Here is a 24,485-nt window from a genome sequence, read left to right on the forward strand (position 1 = left end):
ATTTCCTATTATTTTACGCGAAGAACATGTGGATAAGTTGATAGTAACTTATCCACATTCTTCGCTATTTACAACATCAATAATCTTTATTTTATATATTTAAAAGATTATCTTTTTCTATTTGACACAGTTAGACGAACATTCCCAAAATCTTACTTCGAAAGCGTAACTTAATTGAAACAGTTTTTGATTATCTAAAAAATAAAATGAACCTTGAACATACTAGACATAGATCACCAATAAATGCCTTTGTCCATATATTATCTACTCTTGTTGCTTATTCATTAAAGAAAAATAAACCTTCAACAAAATTTGATTTTAATCTACATGTTCTCAATATCCTTATCCCGAATTGACGTAAATTAAATGACTTTAAAAATACAGTCTAGCTCGATTTAATTGACTCTCAAAATTTCTTGGCTCACATTAATTGATTCTATATTTTCCTTCGGCTCACTTTATTTGACTCTATCACTCCCACAATATTTACTGAATTTAGCTTTAAAAAATAATAATCTTAACCTCAGTTCGATATAAGAATTATTAATTCTTATATCGAACTGGCTTTGTTATAAGGAAAAATGCACTCTTGAAGCGATTCTGCGAGTGCATTTTAACTTTTTTCATCATTCAATATGTGATTTTAATAATTAAAATCACATATTGAATGGAGTGTTATATTTTAACAATCAGGTGTAGAACCTCTTCAAACCTAATTGTTTCTATATATAACACGAAAGTTCGATGTAACTTGTTACATCGAATTCAGGTTAATCTTATAATTATTTCGTAGTTTATACGGCTAGATGATTAGATAAAAATGCTCGTTATTTTTATAATAAAAATTCAAACAATATTCTATCAATAACAGTACCAACATCTAATTCTTCTATTTTTCCTGTTCTACGATCTTTTAGTTCGACCACATTGTTGCCAGCTTTTTTAGGACCAATAATTATTTGGTACGGTGATCCTATAAGATCATGGGTAGCAAATTTGCTACCGGCTCTTTCATTGGTATCATCGTATAATACTTCTATTTTACTTGCCACAAGTTTATCATATAGATTTTGTGATAGTTCATTGCATTTGCTATCAAGTATGTTCAAATTTAATATTGATACCATAAAAGGAGCAATATTTGTAGACCATATAATCCCTTTATCATCGTGACTTGATTCGATTATGGCAGCTAAAAGTCTTGAAATACCAATACCGTAAGAACTCATTTCCACTGGCACAAGATTACCATTATTACTATTTACTAAAGCATTCATGGCTTTGGCATATTTTGTGCCAATATAAAAAATATGCCCAACTTCAATACCCTTACTACTGGCAAGATCATGTTCTGATAACAGGCATTTATCAGGGTCATGTTTTTCTTCTGCTGCCGCATATAAGGTTTGTAATTTTTCAATATCTAAATTTTCTTGGTCTGTTAAAGATAGAAATTTTTTATCATAAAAAATTGTACTCTCACCATTATCAGCAAGAATATGGAACTCGTGGCTTAAATTGCCACCAATTGGACCATTATCAGCAAGTACTGGAATTACAGTTAAACCCATATCACGAAATGTTTGCATATAGGCTAGATACATCTGATTATAGGTTTTTACAGCACTTATTTGATCTATATCAAAAGTATATGCATCTTTCATTAAGAATTCTCTACCACGCATAACCCCAAAGCGAGGTCTAATTTCATCCCTAAATTTCCATTGAATATGATATAAGTTTTTTGGCAAATCCTTATAGGACTGAATATTATTTCTAAAAATATCAGTAACCATGTCTTCATTAGTAGGCCCAAACAATAACGTATTATCATGGCGATCTTGGAATTTTAGCATTTCTTTGCCATAATTCTCAAATCTTCCAGATTCCACCCATAAAGATGCTGGTTGAATACAAGGCATTAATATTTCAATAGCACCTACCTTGTTCATATTAAGTCGAACGATATTTTCAACATTTTTAAGGGCTTTTAAGCCTATCGGCAACCAGCTATAAATCCCAGCAGATTGCTGTCTTATCATACCGCTTCTAAGCATCAACCGATGAGAAACTACTTGTGCCTCCACTGGTTCTTCCTTCAGCACAGGTAAGAAATATTTTGATAGTAACATGAGTTTACCTTGGATTATTTTTTGGAAATAATATTTAGGAATTCGTGGCGGTACTTCTGTTGCTCTACATATATGCCAGTATAATGCATAGTATTCATAATACTATCATTCTGCATAACTCCCCTAAGAGTCATACAGCTATGTAATGCAGAAATCTTAACCGCAACACCTAGGGGCTTAATATATTTCTGTAATGTTTCAGCAATTTGTACAGTCATCTTTTCTTGAATCTGTAGTCTCCTAGCAAAAACATCAACTATCCTAGCGAGCTTGCTGATACCTATTATACAATTATCAGGTATATAAGCTATATGTACCGTACCAGTTATCGGTAACATATGATGTTCACAAAATGAATTAAAATGTATGTCTTTTAATACTATGAAATCCTGAAAGTTACAAGTATCGTAAAATTTAGTCGTTAATATTTCTTCCACATCTCTATCATACCCAGAAAACACTTCTTGGTAAGTTTTTATTACTCTATCAGGAGTTTTTAGTAGCCCTTCCCTATTTGGATCTTCACCAATAAATCGTAATAAAGTTTTAACTGCCTCTTTGGCTTCTTCTGCAGTAGGTTTTTTCAAGTCCATTATTTTTATTCCAGTTACTTAAACACCCCAATTCAGGATAAGAATTAGTTAATTCTTATCCCGAATTGGCTTTAATATAAGGAAAAATGCATTCTTAAAGCGGCTAACACGAATGCATTTTAAACCTTTCTAAAGCTAAAAACATGATTTTAATCTTTTAAAATCATGTTTTTAGCAAAATATTAATTTAACAATCAGATGCAGAGCCGTCTCAAATCTGATTGTTTCGATATGACAAGCTTCATGGATTGCCACGCTCACGTACGTTCGCTCGCAATGACATATACGTCTATAAAACGTCTATTAGCGAGGAGACCGTAGGTCGACGAAGCAATCTATAACTTCACCGAATTTGGGATAAGAATTGACAAATTCTTATCCCGAATTCGCGTTTAAACAAGATACTTCTACCACAAATAATAACAAACATCAAGCCACCAACAATAGCAATCCCGCCTCCACCACCCATGACGCCCATCAGCAACTTATTGGTAACCGGCATTTCTACCCAAGGTGTTTTGCGTAGCACTCCATACCCACCAGCAAAGAGCAGAGCTATAATATGTAACATCTGCCCTATAGTTATCGTCATAATTGCTGCTGAAAAATATGAATTCTTCTGCTGTTTATCGTCACATAAAAGAAAGCAGAAACCCATAAAAGCTACACTGATCCCGACAATTGAACCATGATAGTGTGCAGGAATAGTAACATTCATACCTGTAATTAATATACCAATAAATCCCCCGAACAGAAATAATATACTGGAGCAAATTATGGTTGTCTTTATATAACTAACCCGACTATTAGTATTTATCCATAGTAAACTGGTGTCCGTCATTGCGAGAAGTGCATAAGCACGACGAAGCAATCCATTTCTAATCAATGTTCTAGATTGCTTCGTCGCTACTAAAGTATCTCCTCGCAATGACGGAGTAATGTTAGTCGGATTAACTGTAACTAACTCATAAAACATTACTATCAAAGACAAAACCGGTGCTATTCCTCCTCCATATTTCATTTGTTTAGTGTAATATTCTTTGAATTCAGCATCTATAATATCATATAATAAGTGTCCACTAATAGCTGCAATACTTATAACAAAATTTAAATATAATAGTGCAAGGTACAGCTTTTTAAATCTTAATTCCTTACCTATCCAAACATGGAATAACACTGTCATTACTAATATCAAAATTTGCGTGTAAATAAATTGTAATAAATGCCCGCCACTCCAAAAAAGCAATTCATAGTAAAATTCTATATCAACTGGTACAAGTTTAATAATTTCTTGTAATTGGCAATAAGACCAAATAAAACATACCCATACTAACACCCACATTATTGCAGTAGAAAGAATAGTAAAATTAATGAGGGAGTTAAAGTAAGATATTTTACAACAGTTCCATAATGTATATAAGGCAAATAACAATACAGATACACCAAACAAACTAATTCCGAGAATAAATATTATATTCTCCAGCATTGGTATGTAATTGTTCATTACGGGAAAATTTTGCCCACAAAATGGTGATAAAGCTATTAGTGCAGTAGAAATAAATGCTATTATTACACATGTTATGCTGAAAGTCATCGACTCTAAATTATAGCTCCAAACACATGCTGTAACTGACATCAACCAAACTAGGATTGATAAATTAACATGAATAACCAAAGCTGAGCGAAAAATTTCTGTATTTAGAAATAAGTTAACTAACATTGGAGTACGGAGCATTACCAATATTATTGAATACACCCCAGCAAGAGCAAGCGAAAATATACCATTTCTAAGCCAGTAAATAGCTAACTTATTACGGCTTAATTGTGGAATTATATTCTCAAGATTCATAAAGAATACTTACGAATGGTGGGTTTGAGAAGACTTGAACTTCCGACCTCACGCTTATCAGGCGTGTGCTCTAACCAGCTGAGCTACAAACCCATTAATACCCTTAGCATTTCAACTGTTAGCAGTGTCATGCATCAGATATACTTTTTTAGCTGGCTTCACTTGGGATTATAAACCCAACATACGCAGATATGTTTATTGTTTTAACTACCCTAAAGTGGTGGGCTCGCCGGGATTCGAACCCGGGACAACCTGATTAAAAGTCAAGTGCTCTACCAGCTGAGCTACGAGCCCTAAATACGCTCTCGATATCATTCCTAGCTAAAAGCGGGAATCCATGCTTAAGAGCCATGTATAATAAGCTTTACTTTATCGTTTAAAAATGTTATCTTGTCAACACTTAATTTTAGTAAATAACCTAGGGTAATTTAAAAGTCATAATCGTTAGTTGCTATAGATGCAAGTTTAACCACTACCGATGTCATCCCTGCTTTGGTGCGGGATCTATATTACTTAATAGTCTTTCAGGCTTATTTTTTTAGATTCCCGCCGTTGCTAAGAATGATGGTATGGACGAGTAAGTAAAAGAAACTTTACTTACTACCGTGATCACGAATATAATTCGGTCACATAATTATACTATTTAATAATTAAAAAGGAGTCCATACCATGAAAGATATTAACATACTAGGCATTGATTTAGCAAAAACAATTTTTCATATTGTTGCATTAAATAAAGATGGTGAAAAAATATTAGCTAAAAAATTACACAGAGAAGAATTTGAAGACTACATTTTAACAAACATTCCCAAGAATAGTTTATTGGTAATGGAAGCATGTGGCAGTTGTCATTATTGGAGCAATAAGTTTATGGAATCAGGTTTTACAGTAAAATTACTTAAACCATGTGATGTAAAAGCTTTTGCAAAAACTCGGCAAAAAAATGATACAAATGATGCTTTGGCAATAGCAAGAGCAGGAAAAGATCCGGAGTTAAAATCGGTTCGTATAAAAAATATATCACAACAAGAGATTAGTTGGTTACATAAACGTCGGCAACATATTATTAGACAAAGAGTACAATATAGTAATGGTTTAATGAGTGATTTACTTGAATTTGGTTATTACATAAAAATGAGTAAATCTAAATTTGCCCGTGAGGCATTAAATATAGTAGAAGATGCCAAAAATGCTGGTGTGATTTCAGAGAGAATGTATAAGGAAATGAAGGTAATAGCTGAAGAAATTGCTACGTTATTAATACAAGAATCAGCAATAGATAAACAGCTAATAGCAATAAATAAAGAATCTGAAACAGCTACTTTATTAAAAACAATACCAGGTATTGGAGAAATTAATGCTAATATACTAAGCATAGCAGCTTATGAAAATTATGATGATTGTCGAAGTTTTGCTGCAAGTTTGGGATTAGTGCCTAAGCAAAATAGCACAGGTGGTAAAACAAGTCTTGGATCTATCACTAAGAAAGGAGATAGATATGTTAGAACTATGCTGATACAAGGAGCAAGGTCTATTGCAATCAGAGCAAAAATACAAAAGGACCCCACTGATCATTTAGTGCTATGGGCAAAAAAATTGTTGGGAAGGATGAGCTTTAATAAGGCTGCTGTGGCAATAGCAAACAAATTAGCTAGAATAGCGTATGTATGTGTTACAAGAAAATGTGCATATGCTTGATAGTTGGTGGTGTATATAGATTTATCTGTATTTTATCTATATAAAAGAAGAAGTAAGTAAATAGGATTTAAGAGGTACGATATAAGCGAAAGTGATTGGAGATAATAAATGGGCATTCCAAAAACAAGTCCGAGATTTTATGTCAAGGCTCTAGAAGCCGTAAGAATGAGTGGATAACTCCAAGGATTGCGTGGAATGCGAAAACTATTATGGCACTAGATGCCGAATATATGACAGCTTATTTTTTTATTACTCCCGCATCATTTTTCTTATTGACTTACTTACTCGTCCATATATGACATCGAGTGCATATTAAGCACTTTTTCCTTTATCTATTAGGCTTGCAGCCCTACTTTTAAATTACCCTGAAATAACCTCGAGTATCGATGTAATAAATTAATAGTAGGCTCAAGTAATCATCGCCATTAGGGATGATGTCACCCCTACTCGCCATTATGTCATCCCTGCTTCGGTGCGGTATCTAAAACTATATAACATACCTTCTATGCTATTTTTTTAGACTCCGCACCGAAGTAGGGATGACACCCTAGGCTATTAAACCGATGTCTTACATCGAATAGAGGTTAACTAAGATAACATTAACATATATACTGCTATGATTTCAAGAGTCGGTAGACGAGAGTATAACTTCAAGAAGAGCTAGGAGTGTCAAAGTCAAGCAGCAGAGCGTACATGAGTCAATTGAGAAGACAACGCTACCTACTTATCATCAATTGACTATATCATGAACGATAGGGGCAAATTCCTTAACTACAGCTTTATAAAGCTTGCGTTTAAAGGGAATTATAATTGACAATAACTCATCAAACTTAGCCCAACGCCATTCCTCAAACTCTGGGTTACGAGTATTAATATTAATATCTTCGTTAGTACCAGTAAACCTAATTAGAAACCATTTTTGTTTTTGGCCTCGGAAATTACCATCCCATAATTTAGGTATTAAAATTTTAGGTACATCATAACTATACCAATATTTGCTTTCTGCAATAATATAACCTTTATTACAACCTATCTCTTCGAACATTTCTCTAAGGGCAGCAACACTGGGCGTTTCTCCCAAATCTATACCACCTTGAGGCATTTGCCAAGCTGGTATTTTAGTATCTATTCTTTTACCAACAAATACTCTATTAGTACTATCTATTATCATCATGCCTACACTTGGTCTATATGGCAATTCACGATAACATTTAGAAATAGTTTCATTTTTCATGATCTTAGGTTTTTATATGAAAGGTAGACTTCTTTAAGAAGAACCCTCTCATAAGCTAGTGTTACAATAAATTTAATATACCTGATTAATCTTCATTTGTGTATCTAAATTATTCTTATCACTTTATTTCTTCCGTCCTCCTTTGCTTGATACAGAGCTTTATCGGCACGTTCTATAAAATCACTAATAGATTCCCCCATTTTATATTCAGTTACTCCTATGGAGATAGTTTTCTTAATAGGATCTTTTTGCGTTTTAACTTTAAAATCGATAGACTCCACTCTTGTTCTTGCACGCTGTGCTATATACATAGCTTCGTCAATCGTTATGTCATTTAAAAGGATAGCAAATTCCTCTCCACCATATCTAGCAACCAAGTCTGTAACCCTAAAAATACTCTTCAGAACATTAGCAATGGTTTTTAGCACTATGTCTCCTGCTTGATGACCATAAGTGTCATTAACTTGCTTAAAATGATCAATATCACACATAAGTAAGCATAAAGGTCTTTTACTATCAGTAGATTTTTTTACCATTTGCTTTATGTGTGTATCAAAATAATGACGATTAAATATGCCTGTCAAACCATCTTTGATCGACAAATTTACGCTTAACTCTAAATCATTGCGTAAAGTATCTTGGTAATGTTTTCTTTTCAATTGAGTTCTGATTCTAGCTAATAGCTCGTTTTTATCTACTGGGTATGTAAAATAATCATTAATACCCAGCTCTAAACCTTTGATAACTATCGATGTATTTTCTTCTTCAGCTTGTAATATGAGTACCGTATCGTGGAATTTAGCATCAGACCGTAACATCACGCTTATTCTTAAAGGATCTCCTTGCTCTAATTGGCAGCTGATAATTACTAAATCCGGGGTATATTCGGTATCTTTCTCCAATTCATTGATATCAGATATTATTTTGATATTGGGGGTAAGGCTTAGAAGCATTTTATTTATGTTTCTTGCCTGCACTATATCATCGTTAATTAAAAGTATTTTACTATCTGAAAAATTATCTTTTATCTCTATAACGTCACCACCTAATTCAGCATTAGTAGTGTTTCTAAGTTTGAGTTCATCAATAACCGCCTTCATTCTAGCAAGAGATCTTACCCTTGCAAAAAGAGCAGTGTCATCAATAGGTTTGGTTAAGAATTCATCAGCTCCAGCTTCAAGACCTTTTATGCGATCCTCAGTATCAGAAAGGGCCGTAACCATAATAACTGGTATATGAATAGTGTAAGGATTAGACTTAATTCGTTTGCAGGTTTCAAATCCATCTATATTAGGCATCATGGCGTCAAGTAATACAATATCAATTCTATTAAGGGCAAGAACATCCAATGCATCTTTGCCGTTACTGGCAGTAAAGACTGTGTAATATTCTCCTAAAAGTTTAGCTTCCAGTAATTTAACATTTGATTCTATATCATCAACTACTAGTACATTGGCTGTCATAAAGTAATATATTTTTCTATAGACTCTTCAAATCCTTACACGTAAGTAAATTTTGTAATAGGTCTCATGTTTTTTGGAAAAAGTTTTTTTTATTTTAGCATAATTTTTCATAGCACTAAGTAATATTACTCTAATAATTTGAAGAATTGGAAGGGGTGAGCATGCGAATGCTTTTATTTTCCCCATATTTGTCTGCTATAGTACCAAGTATTGGCCAAATATACTATAATATTCTTTTTTTAACATATATACGCGAAAGAATTTTATTCTGAATTTTTTGTACTGTTTTGTCAAGAAAATCAGTTACTGCAATTTTAAAATCATCTTACATGATTTTAATATCAAAAATGTATTTTTCAAAATCTAATATTTTTCTTTAAATCATTTGAGTATAGATGATTTAAGCGGATGACGATCCAAAGCCTGTTTTAGATGCTTTGTTTGTATATGTGTGTAGATTTGAGTAGTGCTAATATCAGCATGTCCAAGTAGTTCTTGAATTACCCTAAGATCTGCACCGCCTTCTAGCAAATGGCTTGCAAAACTGTGACGTAAAGTATGTGGAGAGATATTACTTGGGTCTAGCCCAGCCTTAATAGATGCTTGTTTTAACAGAATTGCAAAATTCTGCCTAGTCATATGACCACTAGTTGAAGAAGAACAAAATAAATAAATTTGACTTTTAGGGTGTTTTTTGCTTATAAATTTACTACGAATAGTTAAATAATCAGACAAACTCATGGTAGCCTGTTCATTGATTATCACCATTCTTTCTTTATTACCTTTACCGATTATTGAAAATATTTTTCTAATATTTTGGGACATTTGATTTACTAAAATATCAGTTAACCTTATACTGACAAGCTCAGAAACACGTAACCCACTTGCATATAATAAATGAATCATTGCTTTTAGACGTATGGAATCAGGATTTTTCTCTTGATCACAATAGAAAAGTAAATCTTTGATTTTATCAATTGATAATGTAGAAGGAAGTTTAGTTTGATATCTTGGTAGATCTACCATCAAAGCAGGATTATAATTGGTATGCTTTTCGCTAATTAAAAATTCATAATAGTTTTTTATAGTGGATATCTTCCGGTTAATTGATCTTGCCTGCAAGCCATTTCCCGCCAAATATTCTATCCAGTCTCTAATATTTTCAGCTTTAATATTCAGCTCTAACAATTTATTCTGTGATAAAAATTTCTGAAAATCTAACAGATCACCTTTGTAGCCAAGTACGGAATTATTAGCTACACCACGCTCCGCTATCATCATTTCTAGGAATTGTTCGATAAACTCTACCATATTACGTACAGTTTGTTTTAATGGAGGCCAGGGCCGGAATCGAACCGGCGCATTGAGGATTTGCAGTCCACGGCATTACCACTTTGCTACCTAGCCTAAAGGTTTTAGATCCTAACCAATATTAGAGCAAAAGGCAACTTATTTTTCTTTTGTTTTAGGCAGGGTAATTTAAAAATCACAATCAGTAGTTAATATATATAGTAAGCATTAGCTATCAACAATGTCATTCCCGCGAAGGCATTGCCCGCGTGGACCACTAGTATGTCATTCCCGCGTAGACGGGAATCCATAATATCTAATAGCCTTTGCAGGCTATTTTTTGGATTCCCGCTTTTAGCTAGGAATGACATCGTTTTTGATCCTGTAAGTACCATTACTTACGTTGGCTTTTTGATCCACGCGGGCAATGCCTTCGCGGGAATGACATTGAGAATGGTTAAACTTGTGTTTATAGCAACTGACGACTGTGACTTTTAGTACACCACGAAGTGTAAATAAGCTAGCTGTTGAAAGAGCAGCCATAGAAGTGTTGACCTAGCACACTATGTATCGAGTCTTGAGCTGATTTTGGTAACAAAGTCAGTTAAGCGTAGACAGAAATATTATAGACCGTAAGCCGAAAGGTTAAAGTGATTGAGCCTCGTTAAGCAATTCTTTTGGGATCGCAGACTGTGTTAAAAGGCAGGAATGCAACATAATACATACCATAAATAGGCAGGTATGTGTTAGATCTCCGGGGTCTAAGAGCATGGCATGTAATAAAAAAAAGTTTATTTATAAACGTGGGAGATCCTATATTCTCTTCTTTTAAGAAGTATTAGCCGACAAGTATAAAAAGCAAGGGAGCTAAAAAAGAATATAGGAAGTCAGATCCAGCATAGTACTGATGAAATTGGGTAATGCCAATGGAGGGAAGGCTGGTGGGTAAGTTCGACTAACACAGGGAAACGTTATGAAAGCACAGACTTTCAATAATTGACGACAACTAAACTGTGTTAGATAGCTAGATTAAAATAATCAGGTGAAGGAATTTATCTTGAACCCATTGCGGGAAAACCGCACGATGAGGTTCTAATGAGGGGCGTAAGTGGTAACGCTTACGTCTACTCTCTAATTGCCCTAATATTTTTTTATAACTTATACTTTGTTATCCTTCTAAAATATGCTATACTACCACAGGGTAAAATTAGTCTGTATTGTATACTAATTCTGTTTCGAAGAATTGTTATTTGAAAATATCAAGGACTCACGTACCGTATGTACGTCTAGTGTGTTCTCTCCTCATTTTCAAATCTAATTCGGAGTCACGTTCGAGTATATTTAGGGAGTGTTATCTTTAGTATTGTGATTTGCAAAAGATCTATAGTTAGGATTTAATTATTTGCAACTCACTGACACAAATTCAAATCAATTGACCATGGTCTAAGTTTTTATAATGGAAAGGAGTAAGCATGTCAACATCGTCTGAATTTAAAGTAGGAGAAAGAATTGTATATCCATCTCATGGAGTTGGAGAGATAGTAAATGTAGAACACCAAATCATAGCTGGTACTGATATTAAGGTTTATGTAATATCGTTCCCTCAAGACAAAATGACTTTGAAAGTACCGGTAAATAGAGCTGCTATTTCGGGTCTTAGAAAACTTGTTAGTAAAACTGATTTAGCTGTAATATATTCAACGCTTCAAGGTAAAGCTAAGCAAGGTAATAGGATGTGGAGTAGAAGAGCACAAGAATATGAGGGTAAAATAAATTCTGGTAATGTAGTATCTGTAGCAGAAGTGGTGCGGGATCTCTATAAGAATGTTGATAGTGACCGGTCTTATAGTGAAAGGACTATTTATGAATCAGCCTTAAATAGGCTAGCTGGGGAGCTTGCAATTCTTGAGAACATAAATCCCGAGGAAGCAATTAATAAATTAATTGAAGTATTGAGAGATAAGCTCGCTGCGTAAATTGGAAACTCATTTTCCCGAGGTGATACACTGCTATGATTTCAAGAGTTGATAGACGATAGTATAACTTCAAGAAGAGCTAGGCAGTAACAAAGTCAAGCAGCGTAACCTAGAGTAACGTAGTAGCTTCGATCTTTAGGTCGCGGGAATCTTAATTCTTGAAGTTATACCTAAATATAACGAATTTATTTAAACATTATCTCCAGTAATTCGTACTATATTTGCCCCGCAACTGGTTAGTTTTTTCTCCAATGTTTGGTATCCACGGTCTAAATGGTAAATTCGGTGTATTTTTGTTGTATCGTTGGCGGCAAGTCCAGCTAATACTAGGGATACTGATGCTCTGAGGTCACTTGCCATTACTTCTGCTCCTGTCAAAAAAGGTACACCCCGTATTATAGCACTCTTTCCGTTAACTGTTATATTTGCACCCATTCTGCATAATTCAGGAACATGCATAAAGCGATTCTCAAAAATGTTTTCTGTAATTATAGAAGAACCTTTGCAAAGAGTCATAAGGCTCATAAACTGAGCTTGTAAGTCTGTTGCAAAACCTGGATATGGGTTTGTATGGATGTCCACAGGGTTTAATTTACCTACATAAGAGACTCTTAAACCATTATCAATAGGCAAAATTTCTATACCAGCTTCAATAAGTTTTAATACTATATTTTCAACGATATTATTGCTGATTCCGTAAATATTTAAATTGCCTTTAGTAATAGCAGCAGCAATCATGTAAGTACCGGCTTCAATACGATCCGGCATAATTGAATAATTGACATTTTTTAAATGAGATCTACCAATTATTCTTATTTCGTTTGTAGCAATTCCATCTATTTCTGCACCCATTTTGCTAAGACAATGGCACAGATCAATGATTTCTGGTTCTCTAGCACAGTTAAATAATATTGTTTCTCCTTCAGCCAAAGTAGCAGCCATTATGGCGTTAATTGTTGCTCCAACAGATATTTTATTAAAAACAAAATGTACAGCTTTTAATCTACCTTTAATTGTAGCATTAATATAACCATGATCGACGTCAATATTTGCCCCCATAGCTTGTAGAACTGCTACATGTAGATCCACTTGTCGAGCACCTATAGCACATCCTCCAGGTAAGGAAACCTTAGCTTTAGAAAATCTAGAGAGTAGAGGCCCTAGAACCCAAATAGAAGCACGCATTTTACGTACTATATCATATGGTGCAGTAAAATTATTAATATTGCTGCTGTCGATATCCATGCTCAATTGATCTTGATGATCAGTTACAGTAACAACGCTACCTAAATTCTCAAGTAATTTTTTCATTGTGAGAATATCAGTAAGCTTTGGAATATTGTTAATACTAAGCTTATCTGTAAGTAGTGCTGCAGTCATAATTGGTAAGGCCGAATTTTTAGCCCCACTAATGCTAATACTACCTTCAAGAGGGATACCGCCTTTAATTATCAAACTGTCCATGGAGAAATCCTATATATTACTCAGGGCAATTTAAAAGTCGGGTTGTAAGCCTAATAGATAAGGGAAAAAGTGCTTAATATGTACTTGATGTCATCCCAGCGAAAGCTGGGATCTAAAAAAATAGCCTAAAAGACTATTAAGTAATATAGATCCCTCTACCTTCGCAGGGATGACATCGGTAGCAGTTAAACTTACATCTATAACAACTAATGATTGTGACTTTTAAATTATCCTGATATTACTTACAAAAACTTAAAAATTGCTTTACCAATTTTTAAGTTTTTAGGTAAAAATTGAGTAGCAAAATTGAAGTAAAGGCCTTCGATTTTGCTACAAAACAATAATAAATATCAAGTTTTACTGTTTTTGTCTCCTTTATCGTCAAGAGCTGTTCCAAGTATGTCTCCTAGACTAGCACCACTATCAGCAGAGCCGTATTCTTTGATAGCTTTTTCTCTCTTTTCTATTTCAAGTGCTTTTATTGACAAAGTAACTTTACGAGATGCCTTATCAATGGTAATGATTTTTGCATCAATTCTGTCATTAGGAACAAATCTTTCAGTTTTTTGATCAGCTTTTTTGATGAAGCCCGGTATTTTGTCATCTAAAATAACTTCTATCCCATCATCTTTAACTTCAGTAACTGAGCAAGTAACGACCATATTTTTTTTGTACATGTCAAATTCATCTTGCTGCGAGTCAAAGCTTAGTTGTTTAATACCTAAACTTATACGTTCCTTTTCAATATCAATTGATAAAACTTTACACTCTATTTGATCATTCTTTTTATATGTTTTTAACAGCTCAGTACCATTGCCTTCCCAACTTATATCTGTTTCATGAATCATACCATCAATGTTGTCATCAAGTGCTACAAACATACCAAAGTCAGTGATATTTCGTATTGGTGCTTTAATTATACTACCTATTGGATGACTATGTGCAAACCCAATAATTGGGTTATCTTGACACTGTTTAATACTTAGAGATATTCTATGTTTATCGGTATCAACTTCTAAAATTGTGAATTGAACTTCTTGACCAATAGTAAGCATTTTCTTAGGATGTTGATTTGATTTTACCCAACTAATTTCGCTTGAATGAACGAGTCCTTCAATACCATCTTTTAATTCAATAAATACCCCATAATCAGCAATATTTGTTACTTTGCCAGTCATTATTTTGCCAACTGGAAATTCTTCTTTTATACTTTGCCATGGATTATGATCAAGTTGCTTCATACCAAGTGAAATTCTCTTAGTTTCTTCATTAAATTTTATAACTATAACCCTAACTTTTTGATCTAGAGATAAAACTTCAGAAGGGTGATTTATTCTGCTCCATGAAATATCAGTAACGTGCAATAGACCGTCTACATTACCTGAATTACCTAAAGCAATAAACGCACCGTAATCAGTGATATTTTTTACTGTACCATCTAATATTATTCCTTCCTTAATTTTCGATAACATTTCGTCTCTAGCCTCAGATCTTGATTCCTCAAGTATAGCTCTTCTAGAAACTACGATATTACCAAGTTTCTTATCCATCTTTAAAATTTGGAATGGCTGCTTGATACCCATTAACGAAGAAATATCTTTTATTGGTCTAACATCTACCTGACTTCCGGGTAAGAAGGCAACAACCCCTGATACGTCAACAGTAAATCCACCTTTAACACGTCCGAATATTACACCATCAACAAACTGTTTATTGGCACATGCAATTTCTAAATGTCCCCATGATTCTTCTCTAATGGCCTTTTCACGACTTAGTATAGTTCTACCGTTACGCCCTTCAATTTTCTCAATATATACATCAACTATCTCGCCAACTTCTGGTAAAGGTTGATTACTAGCTAGAGCAAATTCTTCTATAGGAACTCTGCCTTCATTCTTTAATCCAACGTCAACTATGATAATACCTTTAGCAATCCCTACTACTTGACCTTTGACAACAGTACCTTCTTTTACGTGACTAGTACTTATGGCTTCAAGCATTTGTGCAAAATCTTCGTGAGATTGAATGCTAATTTCAGCAAGTTGAGAAACAAATTTTTTCTTAAATTTTTGCATATTATTCTCTAATACTAGTTGTGCCGTCTAGTATAAAAATTATAGTTAATTGACTTGAATTTGCATAAGCGAGTTGTTCTTCGCCTTAAGTAATCAAATTCAACTGAATTAACTATGAAGGGTTAATAAAATGTAGATAAAACAACCTATGGCACATAAAATATGTTGATGTTACCTAACTGAAATAAACTCCATGATCTTATCAATCACTTCTTTTGGTGATAGATAAGAAGTATCAATTTCTAAAGCTCCTTGTGGGGGAAGAGCTGGAGCAATATCACGCTCTATATCCCGTTTGTCTCTTATTTTTAGTTGTTCCAAAACTGTATCAAATATATCCCCCCCCCCTTTTTCTTGCAACTCTTTATATCTTCTCTTTGCTCTAATAACAATATCTGCTCTGATAAAAATCTTTAAGTCAGCATTTGGGGCAACTACTGTTCCAATATCTCTACCTTCCATTATAATTCTAGGAGTTGTTTTTATTAATTTTCCTAGATATTTTCCTAGGTTATTTCTTACTTCCGGTATAACAGCAATTTTTGATGCTACATTACCTACAATCTCACTATCAAGTTCTGAATTTTGTACATATTCCGTAGATTTGGATAATTCAATTATTCCATTTATGTCAGTAAGATCAATTTTTTGGTTTATACAAGAAATAGCAAGGCTTCTATATACAATACTTGATTGAAAGTAAGTAAGCTTAAGTTTTTGTGCTAACATTTGCCCAATTGTACCCTTACCCGATGCTGCTGGACCATCCAGTGCCACTACAAAATTATTGCTAATATCAAAAGCTTGAGATTTTAAGGTCATTTACTTATAATTTTATGCCGGATTCTAGCTGAATATTTAAAATAATGCAAATAAAACTTGAAATTGAAGCTATTATAGATTAGACATGTTACTATGAAAACTTGATATATATTTCAAATGATTTGAAGAATTGGAACAACAAACAAGGGGTAAACCGACTAGGCGTACATTTGCTACGTGAGTATGCGATAGACTCCGCAAGTATTTGAAAAACCAATTCTTTAAAGCAGAAGAGTATACTTTGTTGTTTTAAGTATAAAATTAAATCAGAGAAGCAAGGGCGGTTAGCTCAGTTGGTTAGAGCATTACGTTGACATCGTAAAGGTCGGTGGTTCGATCCCACTACCGCCCACCAAGTACTTAGTGATATTTTCGTTAAAAACCTTATATCCATAGTGTTTCCTCCGGTTAATTAGACTAAATTTTAATAGTATAGAAAATTTTATTACTTGTCAAATTACAATTAATTTGTAGGTTTTTTTGGTGGAAAAGTTACATATTGATTACATATCAAAATACTACTTTTAAGCACTTTATTATTAAAATATACAACTAAGAAATAGTTAATTTCTTCTATCATCGATAATGAGCTAAATCAACTTAAAATTGAGTCTTAGCATTTTGAAAATAATTGCCTGTCCTAGTTTCAATTACTAAAAATATAATTCAAGTTGTCAAAATACCACTTTTAAACACTTCCTTATTTTAATTCTCATTCTTAATTGTCAATAAGCGTTGAAAAATGACCCAGGAAGAGCGTTGAAAAATGACCCACATAAGTCTAGAACTATTGTTTTTTTTTCATACGATAACTTTCATTTCCCGTTTCAATGATATCACAATTATGACAAACTCTATCAAGTAGCGCTGAAGTCATTTTATTACAACCAAATATTTGTGACCATTCTGAGAATATAAGATTAGTAGTAATAATAATTGAAGTGTTGGAATGTATTTTAGATAATAGATGAAAGATAAGTTGACCGCCATTCTTAGAAAATGGTAGATAACCAAGCTCATCTAGGACTAGTACATCTATTTTTTGCAAGGAAGCTGCTAGTTTTCCTACCTGAGCAGAGTTCTTTTCATATTCTAATTGATTAGCAAGATCTACAAGATTAAAAAATCTTGATTTATAACCTTTTCGTACTGCTTTTGTACTTAATGCAATAGCTAGGTGAGTTTTACCGCTACCAGTACCACCAACTAGGATTATATTTCTAGATGTTTTAATAAACTCGCAACTATATAGATGCATAATTTGTTCTTGGTTTATTGGGGTATCGATAAATATGAAATTATCTATATCTTTTTTCTCAGGAAACTTTGCTGCGCTAATCCTACTTTGAATAGACCTAAGAGTTCGTGTTGTTAGTTCAGATTTTAATAAATTATGTAAAATATAATTCGAGGCTTCTTTACGCCTTATGGCATCAGATATAATTTCATCATAAGACTCAAGCATCCCTGTAAATTTTAGCTTTCTCATAACATTTATAATATCTTCTCTAGTAGATTCTTGATATACATTGTTCATTACTTACCTCCTAACTTGAGAAAATTATCGTATATCTCACAATTAGCTTTCGGGATATGTTTTAAAGTATGATATTCTTGGTAATTACTTGGCTCTGTTACTTTTAACTCATCTTTATTACGTAATATAATATTTAAAATTACCTCCTTACTAACAGTTCCTATTTTTAGTGCTTGGGTGCATGCTGATACTACTGCTTCTATGGATTCCATTGCTATATACGATAATATATGAGCAAAATCTCTTGTACCTGCTGGGCTGCTCTCAAGACGTCTTCTAACTTCTATGAGCTCTTCTGGTAAATTCATATTAAGGAATGGTTCACCATTTCTTAATGCTCCGGGTTTATACCTTAATATTGGCAGATAATGATTGACGTCATAACAAGTTTCTCCCTTAGTAAATTTCCGTTTATGACGACCTACCTCTTGACCATTATAAATAAATACTAGATGTTCAGCATATATCTTACATTGTACTATTTTCCCAGCACAACTACAGTGAACGCTATAATTATTGCTTTCATATCTAGCCAAACAAGTAATAGAAACCTTGATATCTATTTCTTTGCAACCGTTAAATAATACAGGCACGGATACTAAAAAATTACGTTCTAGTTGATATGCTTCATCTATAGTCTTATCTTTATATTCGGGGTGTTTATGAGAGCTATTATAAGTAACTAATCTGCTGGTTAATATATCGTTTAATTCTTGCAAGGTTAAAGCTTTTGGCATAGGAGTAAAGAACTGTTCCCGGTCAATCTGTACTTGTCGCTCAACCCTACCTTTTTCATTACCTCGAGCTGGAGAACATGCTATCGGTTCAATGAGATAATGTGCGCAGAGCTTTTCAAACTTTGGATTCCATTCTCTATTATTAGAGCCTTTTAAAACCTTACTGACAGCAGTCTTCATATTATCATAAATCCCTTTAGTTGGACTACCACCAAAAAAAGTAAAGGCTCTAACATGTGCATCAAATACCATCTCTTGAGCTTCAGTAGGATAAATATAGATAAATTTTTTACGGCTATAACACAAAACAAAGTGAGCTACTTTAACATTTATTATTTCTCCAGCTAATATTACTTGCTCACTACTCCAGTCAAATTGGTAAGCTTCCCCAGGAGCAAAGGATAAAGGTACGCAAGCTTTTATATTAATCTCAAAATTTCTATCATTCCAAGTGTTAATATAACGACTAACAGCAGAGTAACTGCCTTGATACCCATAAATCTTTAACTCCTCAAATAAAGCTTTCCCTGTTTTTTTAGGCTTTGAATTCTTATTATCCCGCAACATCCTCTCAAGACTCTCAATATATTTCCCGAGTTTAGGTATAGGTTGAATTATTCGTATATAATCAGATTTAATCTCTCCTTGCGTACGAATGATACTTCTAACTGTATTACGTGATATATTTAATTCTCTACTTATTGAACGTATACCTTCTCCACGACGATAACGTCCTAATATCTTTCTCTTACTTTCCATTATTAACATCTCTGATTTTATACTCCTATTATTTATTCTGAAAATAATAGAAGTATAGGTTGATAATAATGGATTAATAACGTACTACTTTTCCCACTTCTTAGGTGGGTCATTTTTCAACGCACATTAACCCATTTAGTGGGTCATTATTGCACGCTTTTTAACAAAGCTCTGTAACCTGATATTGTAAATCCATATTTTTACCACAAAAAGCCATGGAAAGTTTAATGATTTTTTTGACGTGAGAATGTTCTTTTATCTTAGTGTCATATTGTTTATCTATAATCTGCTTTAAGCCCATTTGGGCTACCAAGGCTAAATCTTCTGTATTTTTGGCGATCTTGTACTCAATAATAATAGCCTTATCTTCTTTACCAATCTTGGGGATCATAATAATATCAGCTCGTCCACTGCCTGACTCTTGTTCACTGGTTATAATGTAGGCAGAAGATAACATGTTAACAAGTCCTAGCATAAAACCACTATAAAATAACTCAGCTTTCTTATTCCCTGTTTGGTGAAAACTAGTAGCGTTTAATAACAATTCCTGAAGCCGTTCTTTAAATGCTTCTAACCGACAAGCAGGTAATAGAGTAGCAAAAGGATAATATAGTGAACTATCAATCTGTAACTTATTACTAACCCATTGTAATAATCTCGCATTATAGATATGTTTTACCTCTCTATTAGGGGCGGATAGTTCATAAACATTCTCTTCTAACTCGATGACCATTGGATTCAAGTAACCACTAAATAGTAATAGACTAAATAGTCCTGAGCGTGAATTAATATCATTGAAATTTATTTGTTTAGTAATCTGCGATATAATACTCTTACCACTAGCAAGTAGTTGTAAATCTTGTTGCATTTCATCTGACAATAATGCCTTATCAATTATTCCCGTACCCCCACTATCTAGCCAATAGTGATCAAGCTTACCTTTATGTGCTAAACATTGCATTATTGACCATGGATTATAAATTATCTCGCCACCAAATGTATACCCATTATACCAATTTTTAATCTCTTCAGGATTTGTTTCAGTTGGTACTTTAGTTAATAACTCATCAACTTCTTCTTGGGTAAAGCCATAAAACTTAGAAAAATCATCATCAAGTAATGTATATTCAGTAACATTATTCAAATCTGAGAATAAATTAGCCTTAGCAATCCTTAATATGCCAGTTATTACTCCTTTTTCTACACAAGTATTACCTTTTAGGCTGCTGCCAAACATCCCTCGAAATAATTCAAGTACTTGTTCAAACTCTTTTGATTTATCACCAAATTTAATATAGGAACTATTGATAGGAGTGTCATATTCATCAATTAATATGTAAGATTTTTGATTGAAATGTTTAAACAATAGTTCGCTTAAGAAGCCTAAACTATCTTTAAGATCTTCTTTATCAAATTTTCCTGTAAAATATCGTTTTAGTTTTTCCTTTTGTACATCATCCAGTAAATTCTTATTTTTTGCTATATAATGTTTTAAATAACGATGTTTTACAAATAACTTAATAACTTGATTTCTTATCCCGTTCTCAATGTCTTGGTAATTACTACCCTTAACATCCTTAAAACTTATAGAAATAACCGGATATTGACCTTGGCGTTTCATGCTACTTGCTATATCTGCAATTTTTAAGGACTTTAACTCTTTAGTTTCATCAAAGCCTAAATCTACTGTACCTCCAAGGAATAATTTGTTATTTATCTTCTGTTCAGATACTAAAGCTGTACCATTGTCATCTATCTCTATTTCAAAAAACTTGCGAAGCATATCCATATTTAAGCTCTTACCCCAACGTCTTGGTCGAGTGATAAGTATTACGCTACCACTATCTTCAGTAATTTCTTTAATTAGTAAACTTTTATCAACAAAAATATCACTATTGAGCAATAGACTTTTAAAATCATCGTCTCCGACTCTCATTTTAGGTATTACTATGTTTTCAGATATTAAATTATTCATTATATTATTCCAAACACTTTCATTCTATAAGATTTAGGATTTTTAATAATTATTCTCCCTTGCCAGTCAAGATCAAACATTGATAATACTTGAAGCTAGTATTAAAATGATGTTAAAATTTTATCTAGAATTTATAGACCGTGGATTATTATAAAGTGTAATTAACTGAAATACAATTTATATAACCTAATCACAGCCAATCAATCCAACATCTTGTGCTTGCTCACGTTCTTGTCCTTGCATTTGATCTGTTAAAAAGCGTGCAATAATGACCCACTAAATGGGTTAATGTGCGTTGAAAAATGACCCACCTAAGAAGTGGGAAAAGTAGTACGTTATTAATCCATTATTATCAACCTATACTTCTATTATTTTCAGAATAAATAATAGGAGTATAAAATCAGAGATGTTAATAATGGAAAGTAAGAGAAAGATATTAGGACGTTATCGTCGTGGAGAAGGTATACGTTCAATAAGTAGAGAATTAAATATATCACGTAATACAGTTAGAAGTATCATTCGTACGCAAGGAGAGATTAAATCTGATTATATACGAATAATTCAACCTATACCTAAACTCGGGAAATATATTGAGAGTCTTGAGAGGATGTTGCGGGATAATAAGAATTCAAAGCCTAAAAAAACAGGGAAAGCTTTATTTGAGGAGTTAAAGATTTATGGGTATCAAGGCAGTTACTCTGCTGTTAGTCGTTATATTAACACTTGGAATGATAGAAATTTTGAGATTAATATAAAAGCTTGCGTACCTTTATCCTTTGCTCCTGGGGAAGCTTACCAATTTGACTGGAGTAGTAAGCAAGTAATATTAGCTGGAGAAATAATAAATGTTAAAGTAGCTCACTTTGTTTTGTGTTATAGCCGTAAAAAATTTATCTATATTTATCCTACTGAAGCTCAAGAGATGGTATTTGATGCACATGTTAGAGCCTTTACTTTTTTTGGTGGTAGTCCAACTAAAGGGATTTATGATAATATGAAGACTGCTGTCAGTAAGGTTTTAAAAGGCTCTAATAATAGAGAATGGAATCCAAAGTTTGAAAAGCTCTGCGCACATTATCTCATTGAACCGATAGCATGTTCTCCAGCTCGAGGTAATGAAAAAGGTAGGGTTGAGCGACAAGTACAGATTGACCGGGAACAGTTCTTTACTCCTATGCCAAAAGCTTTAACCTTGCAAGAATTAAACGATATATTAACCAGCAGATTAGTTACTTATAATAGCTCTCATAAACACCCCGAATATAAAGATAAGACTATAGATGAAGCATATCAACTAGAACGTAATTTTTTAGTATCCGTGCCTGTATTATTTAACGGTTGCAAAGAAATAGATATCAAGGTTTCTATTACTTGTTTGGCTAGATATGAAAGCAATAATTATAGCGTTCACTGTAGTTGTGCTGGGAAAATAGTACAATGTAAGATATATGCTGAACATCTAGTATTTATTTATAATGGTCAAGAGGTAGGTCGTCATAAACGGAAATTTACTAAGGGAGAAACTTGTTATGACGTCAATCATTATCTGCCAATATTAAGGTATAAACCCGGAGCATTAAGAAATGGTGAACCATTCCTTAATATGAATTTACCAGAAGAGCTCATAGAAGTTAGAAGACGTCTTGAGAGCAGCCCAGCAGGTACAAGAGATTTTGCTCATATATTATCGTATATAGCAATGGAATCCATAGAAGCAGTAGTATCAGCATGCACCCAAGCACTAAAAATAGGAACTGTTAGTAAGGAGGTAATTTTAAATATTATATTACGTAATAAAGATGAGTTAAAAGTAACAGAGCCAAGTAATTACCAAGAATATCATACTTTAAAACATATCCCGAAAGCTAATTGTGAGATATACGATAATTTTCTCAAGTTAGGAGGTAAGTAATGAACAATGTATATCAAGAATCTACTAGAGAAGATATTATAAATGTTATGAGAAAGCTAAAATTTACAGGGATGCTTGAGTCTTATGATGAAATTATATCTGATGCCATAAGGCGTAAAGAAGCCTCGAATTATATTTTACATAATTTATTAAAATCTGAACTAACAACACGAACTCTTAGGTCTATTCAAAGTAGGATTAGCGCAGCAAAGTTTCCTGAGAAAAAAGATATAGATAATTTCATATTTATCGATACCCCAATAAACCAAGAACAAATTATGCATCTATATAGTTGCGAGTTTATTAAAACATCTAGAAATATAATCCTAGTTGGTGGTACTGGTAGCGGTAAAACTCACCTAGCTATTGCATTAAGTACAAAAGCAGTACGAAAAGGTTATAAATCAAGATTTTTTAATCTTGTAGATCTTGCTAATCAATTAGAATATGAAAAGAACTCTGCTCAGGTAGGAAAACTAGCAGCTTCCTTGCAAAAAATAGATGTACTAGTCCTAGATGAGCTTGGTTATCTACCATTTTCTAAGAATGGCGGTCAACTTATCTTTCATCTATTATCTAAAATACATTCCAACACTTCAATTATTATTACTACTAATCTTATATTCTCAGAATGGTCACAAATATTTGGTTGTAATAAAATGACTTCAGCGCTACTTGATAGAGTTTGTCATAATTGTGATATCATTGAAACGGGAAATGAAAGTTATCGTATGAAAAAAAAACAATAGTTCTAGACTTATGTGGGTCATTTTTCAACGCTTATTGACACCCACTTCTTAGGTGGGTCATTTTTCAACGCACATTAACCCATTTAGTGGGTCATTATTGCACGCTTTTTAACACTTAATACTTATATTCAAAAAAGAAAATTGAAAGATAGTTTAAATGGAGACAAAAATACGAGTTTTTAAATGGTTTAATTAATAACACAAAAAACACTCTAAAACC

The 24,485-nt window shown here is 33.2% G+C and carries 16 protein-coding genes, 4 tRNA genes and 1 pseudogene; 6 read left to right on the plus strand and 15 right to left on the minus strand.

All coding sequences use genetic code 11. The features are described 5' to 3' along the window. Positions 1-146: 146 nt before the first annotated feature. A pseudogene (locus AB3211_RS00140) lies at positions 147-356 on the plus strand (transposase); the annotation flags it as partial. A 477-nt stretch (positions 357-833) separates the two neighbouring features. Here AB3211_RS00140 and proS read toward each other — a convergent pair. From proS to AB3211_RS00165, 5 genes are all read right to left on the minus strand, one after another. Further along, positions 834-2,132: a proline--tRNA ligase gene (gene proS / locus AB3211_RS00145; RefSeq protein WP_367364250.1), complete on the minus strand. Its 1,299-nt coding sequence runs from the start codon at positions 2,130-2,132 to the stop codon at positions 834-836. Positions 2,133-2,146: 14 nt separating this feature from the next. Then, complete coding sequence (folE, locus tag AB3211_RS00150; protein ID WP_367364853.1) at positions 2,147-2,719, minus strand: GTP cyclohydrolase I FolE; 573 nt, start codon at positions 2,717-2,719, stop codon at positions 2,147-2,149. A gap of 349 nt (positions 2,720-3,068) precedes the next feature. Further along, positions 3,069-4,574: a hypothetical protein gene (locus AB3211_RS00155; protein WP_367364251.1), complete on the minus strand. Its 1,506-nt coding sequence runs from the start codon at positions 4,572-4,574 to the stop codon at positions 3,069-3,071. 16 nt (positions 4,575-4,590) lie between these two features. Further along, positions 4,591-4,667: transfer RNA gene (locus AB3211_RS00160), tRNA-Ile, on the minus strand. A gap of 125 nt (positions 4,668-4,792) precedes the next feature. Further along, positions 4,793-4,868, minus strand: a tRNA-Lys gene (locus AB3211_RS00165). 375 nt (positions 4,869-5,243) lie between these two features. Between AB3211_RS00165 and AB3211_RS00170 the strand changes: the two genes are divergently transcribed. Beyond that, a complete protein-coding gene (locus AB3211_RS00170) occupies positions 5,244-6,272 on the plus strand; it encodes an IS110 family transposase (RefSeq protein ID WP_367363657.1) in 1,029 nt (342 codons plus the stop codon). Between the two features lie 730 nt (positions 6,273-7,002). Here AB3211_RS00170 and AB3211_RS00175 read toward each other — a convergent pair. The 4 genes from AB3211_RS00175 to AB3211_RS00190 all read right to left on the minus strand — a co-directional run bounded on the left by AB3211_RS00175 (position 7,003) and on the right by AB3211_RS00190 (position 10,376). Continuing rightward, entirely contained in the window at positions 7,003-7,506 is a 504-nt protein-coding gene (locus AB3211_RS00175) for an RNA pyrophosphohydrolase (protein ID WP_341753513.1), read from the minus strand. 104 nt (positions 7,507-7,610) lie between these two features. After that, on the minus strand, positions 7,611-8,969 hold the full coding sequence (locus tag AB3211_RS00180; protein WP_367364252.1) for a PleD family two-component system response regulator: 1,359 nt from the start codon (positions 8,967-8,969) through the stop codon (positions 7,611-7,613). 381 nt (positions 8,970-9,350) lie between these two features. Beyond that, the gene (locus AB3211_RS00185; RefSeq protein WP_367364253.1) at positions 9,351-10,280 is read right to left on the minus strand and encodes a site-specific tyrosine recombinase XerD; all 930 of its coding nucleotides are present in this window, start codon (positions 10,278-10,280) and stop codon (positions 9,351-9,353) included. Between the two features lie 21 nt (positions 10,281-10,301). Beyond that, a tRNA-Cys gene (locus AB3211_RS00190) sits at positions 10,302-10,376 on the minus strand. Positions 10,377-11,731: 1,355 nt separating this feature from the next. Here AB3211_RS00190 and AB3211_RS00195 point away from each other — a divergent pair. Beyond that, complete coding sequence (locus tag AB3211_RS00195; protein WP_367364254.1) at positions 11,732-12,235, plus strand: CarD family transcriptional regulator; 504 nt, start codon at positions 11,732-11,734, stop codon at positions 12,233-12,235. A 189-nt stretch (positions 12,236-12,424) separates the two neighbouring features. Here the strand turns inward: AB3211_RS00195 and murA are convergent, their stop codons facing one another. The 3 genes from murA to cmk all read right to left on the minus strand — a co-directional run bounded on the left by murA (position 12,425) and on the right by cmk (position 16,596). After that, a complete protein-coding gene (murA, locus tag AB3211_RS00200; protein WP_367364255.1) occupies positions 12,425-13,699 on the minus strand; it encodes a UDP-N-acetylglucosamine 1-carboxyvinyltransferase in 1,275 nt (424 codons plus the stop codon). A 350-nt stretch (positions 13,700-14,049) separates the two neighbouring features. Next, positions 14,050-15,774 carry a 30S ribosomal protein S1 gene (locus AB3211_RS00205; protein WP_367364256.1) on the minus strand — a complete coding sequence of 575 codons (1,725 nt, stop codon included), beginning with the start codon at positions 15,772-15,774 and terminating at the stop codon, positions 14,050-14,052. Between the two features lie 171 nt (positions 15,775-15,945). Next, complete coding sequence (gene cmk / locus AB3211_RS00210) at positions 15,946-16,596, minus strand: (d)CMP kinase (RefSeq protein WP_367364257.1); 651 nt, start codon at positions 16,594-16,596, stop codon at positions 15,946-15,948. A gap of 278 nt (positions 16,597-16,874) precedes the next feature. Here cmk and AB3211_RS00215 point away from each other — a divergent pair. Then, a tRNA-Val gene (locus AB3211_RS00215) sits at positions 16,875-16,951 on the plus strand. A 432-nt stretch (positions 16,952-17,383) separates the two neighbouring features. On the opposite strand, the gene istB (AB3211_RS00220) is transcribed toward AB3211_RS00215, so the two are convergent. From istB (AB3211_RS00220) to AB3211_RS00230, 3 genes are all read right to left on the minus strand, one after another. Further along, positions 17,384-18,133, minus strand: a complete 750-nt coding sequence (gene istB, locus AB3211_RS00220) for an IS21-like element helper ATPase IstB (protein ID WP_367363705.1) — start codon at positions 18,131-18,133, stop codon at positions 17,384-17,386. Further along, a complete protein-coding gene (gene istA / locus AB3211_RS00225) occupies positions 18,133-19,629 on the minus strand; it encodes an IS21 family transposase (protein WP_367363704.1) in 1,497 nt (498 codons plus the stop codon). Before istA (AB3211_RS00225) ends, istB (AB3211_RS00220) begins: the two co-directional genes overlap by 1 nt. Positions 19,630-19,789: 160 nt before the next feature. Further along, positions 19,790-21,604, minus strand: coding sequence for an AAA family ATPase (locus AB3211_RS00230; RefSeq protein WP_367364258.1), 1,815 nt, complete (start codon positions 21,602-21,604; stop codon positions 19,790-19,792). Positions 21,605-22,019: 415 nt separating this feature from the next. Here AB3211_RS00230 and istA (AB3211_RS00235) point away from each other — a divergent pair, with 415 nt between their 5' ends. Continuing rightward, positions 22,020-23,516, plus strand: a complete 1,497-nt coding sequence (gene istA, locus AB3211_RS00235; RefSeq protein WP_367364259.1) for an IS21 family transposase — start codon at positions 22,020-22,022, stop codon at positions 23,514-23,516. Beyond that, positions 23,516-24,265, plus strand: coding sequence for an IS21-like element helper ATPase IstB (istB, locus tag AB3211_RS00240; RefSeq protein ID WP_367363705.1), 750 nt, complete (start codon positions 23,516-23,518; stop codon positions 24,263-24,265). The genes istA (AB3211_RS00235) and istB (AB3211_RS00240) overlap by 1 nt, the downstream gene beginning before the upstream one ends. Positions 24,266-24,485 lie beyond the last annotated feature (220 nt).

This window comes from Candidatus Tisiphia endosymbiont of Nedyus quadrimaculatus, assembly GCF_964059235.1.
In the GTDB taxonomy this organism is placed as follows: Bacteria; Pseudomonadota; Alphaproteobacteria; order Rickettsiales; family Rickettsiaceae; genus Tisiphia.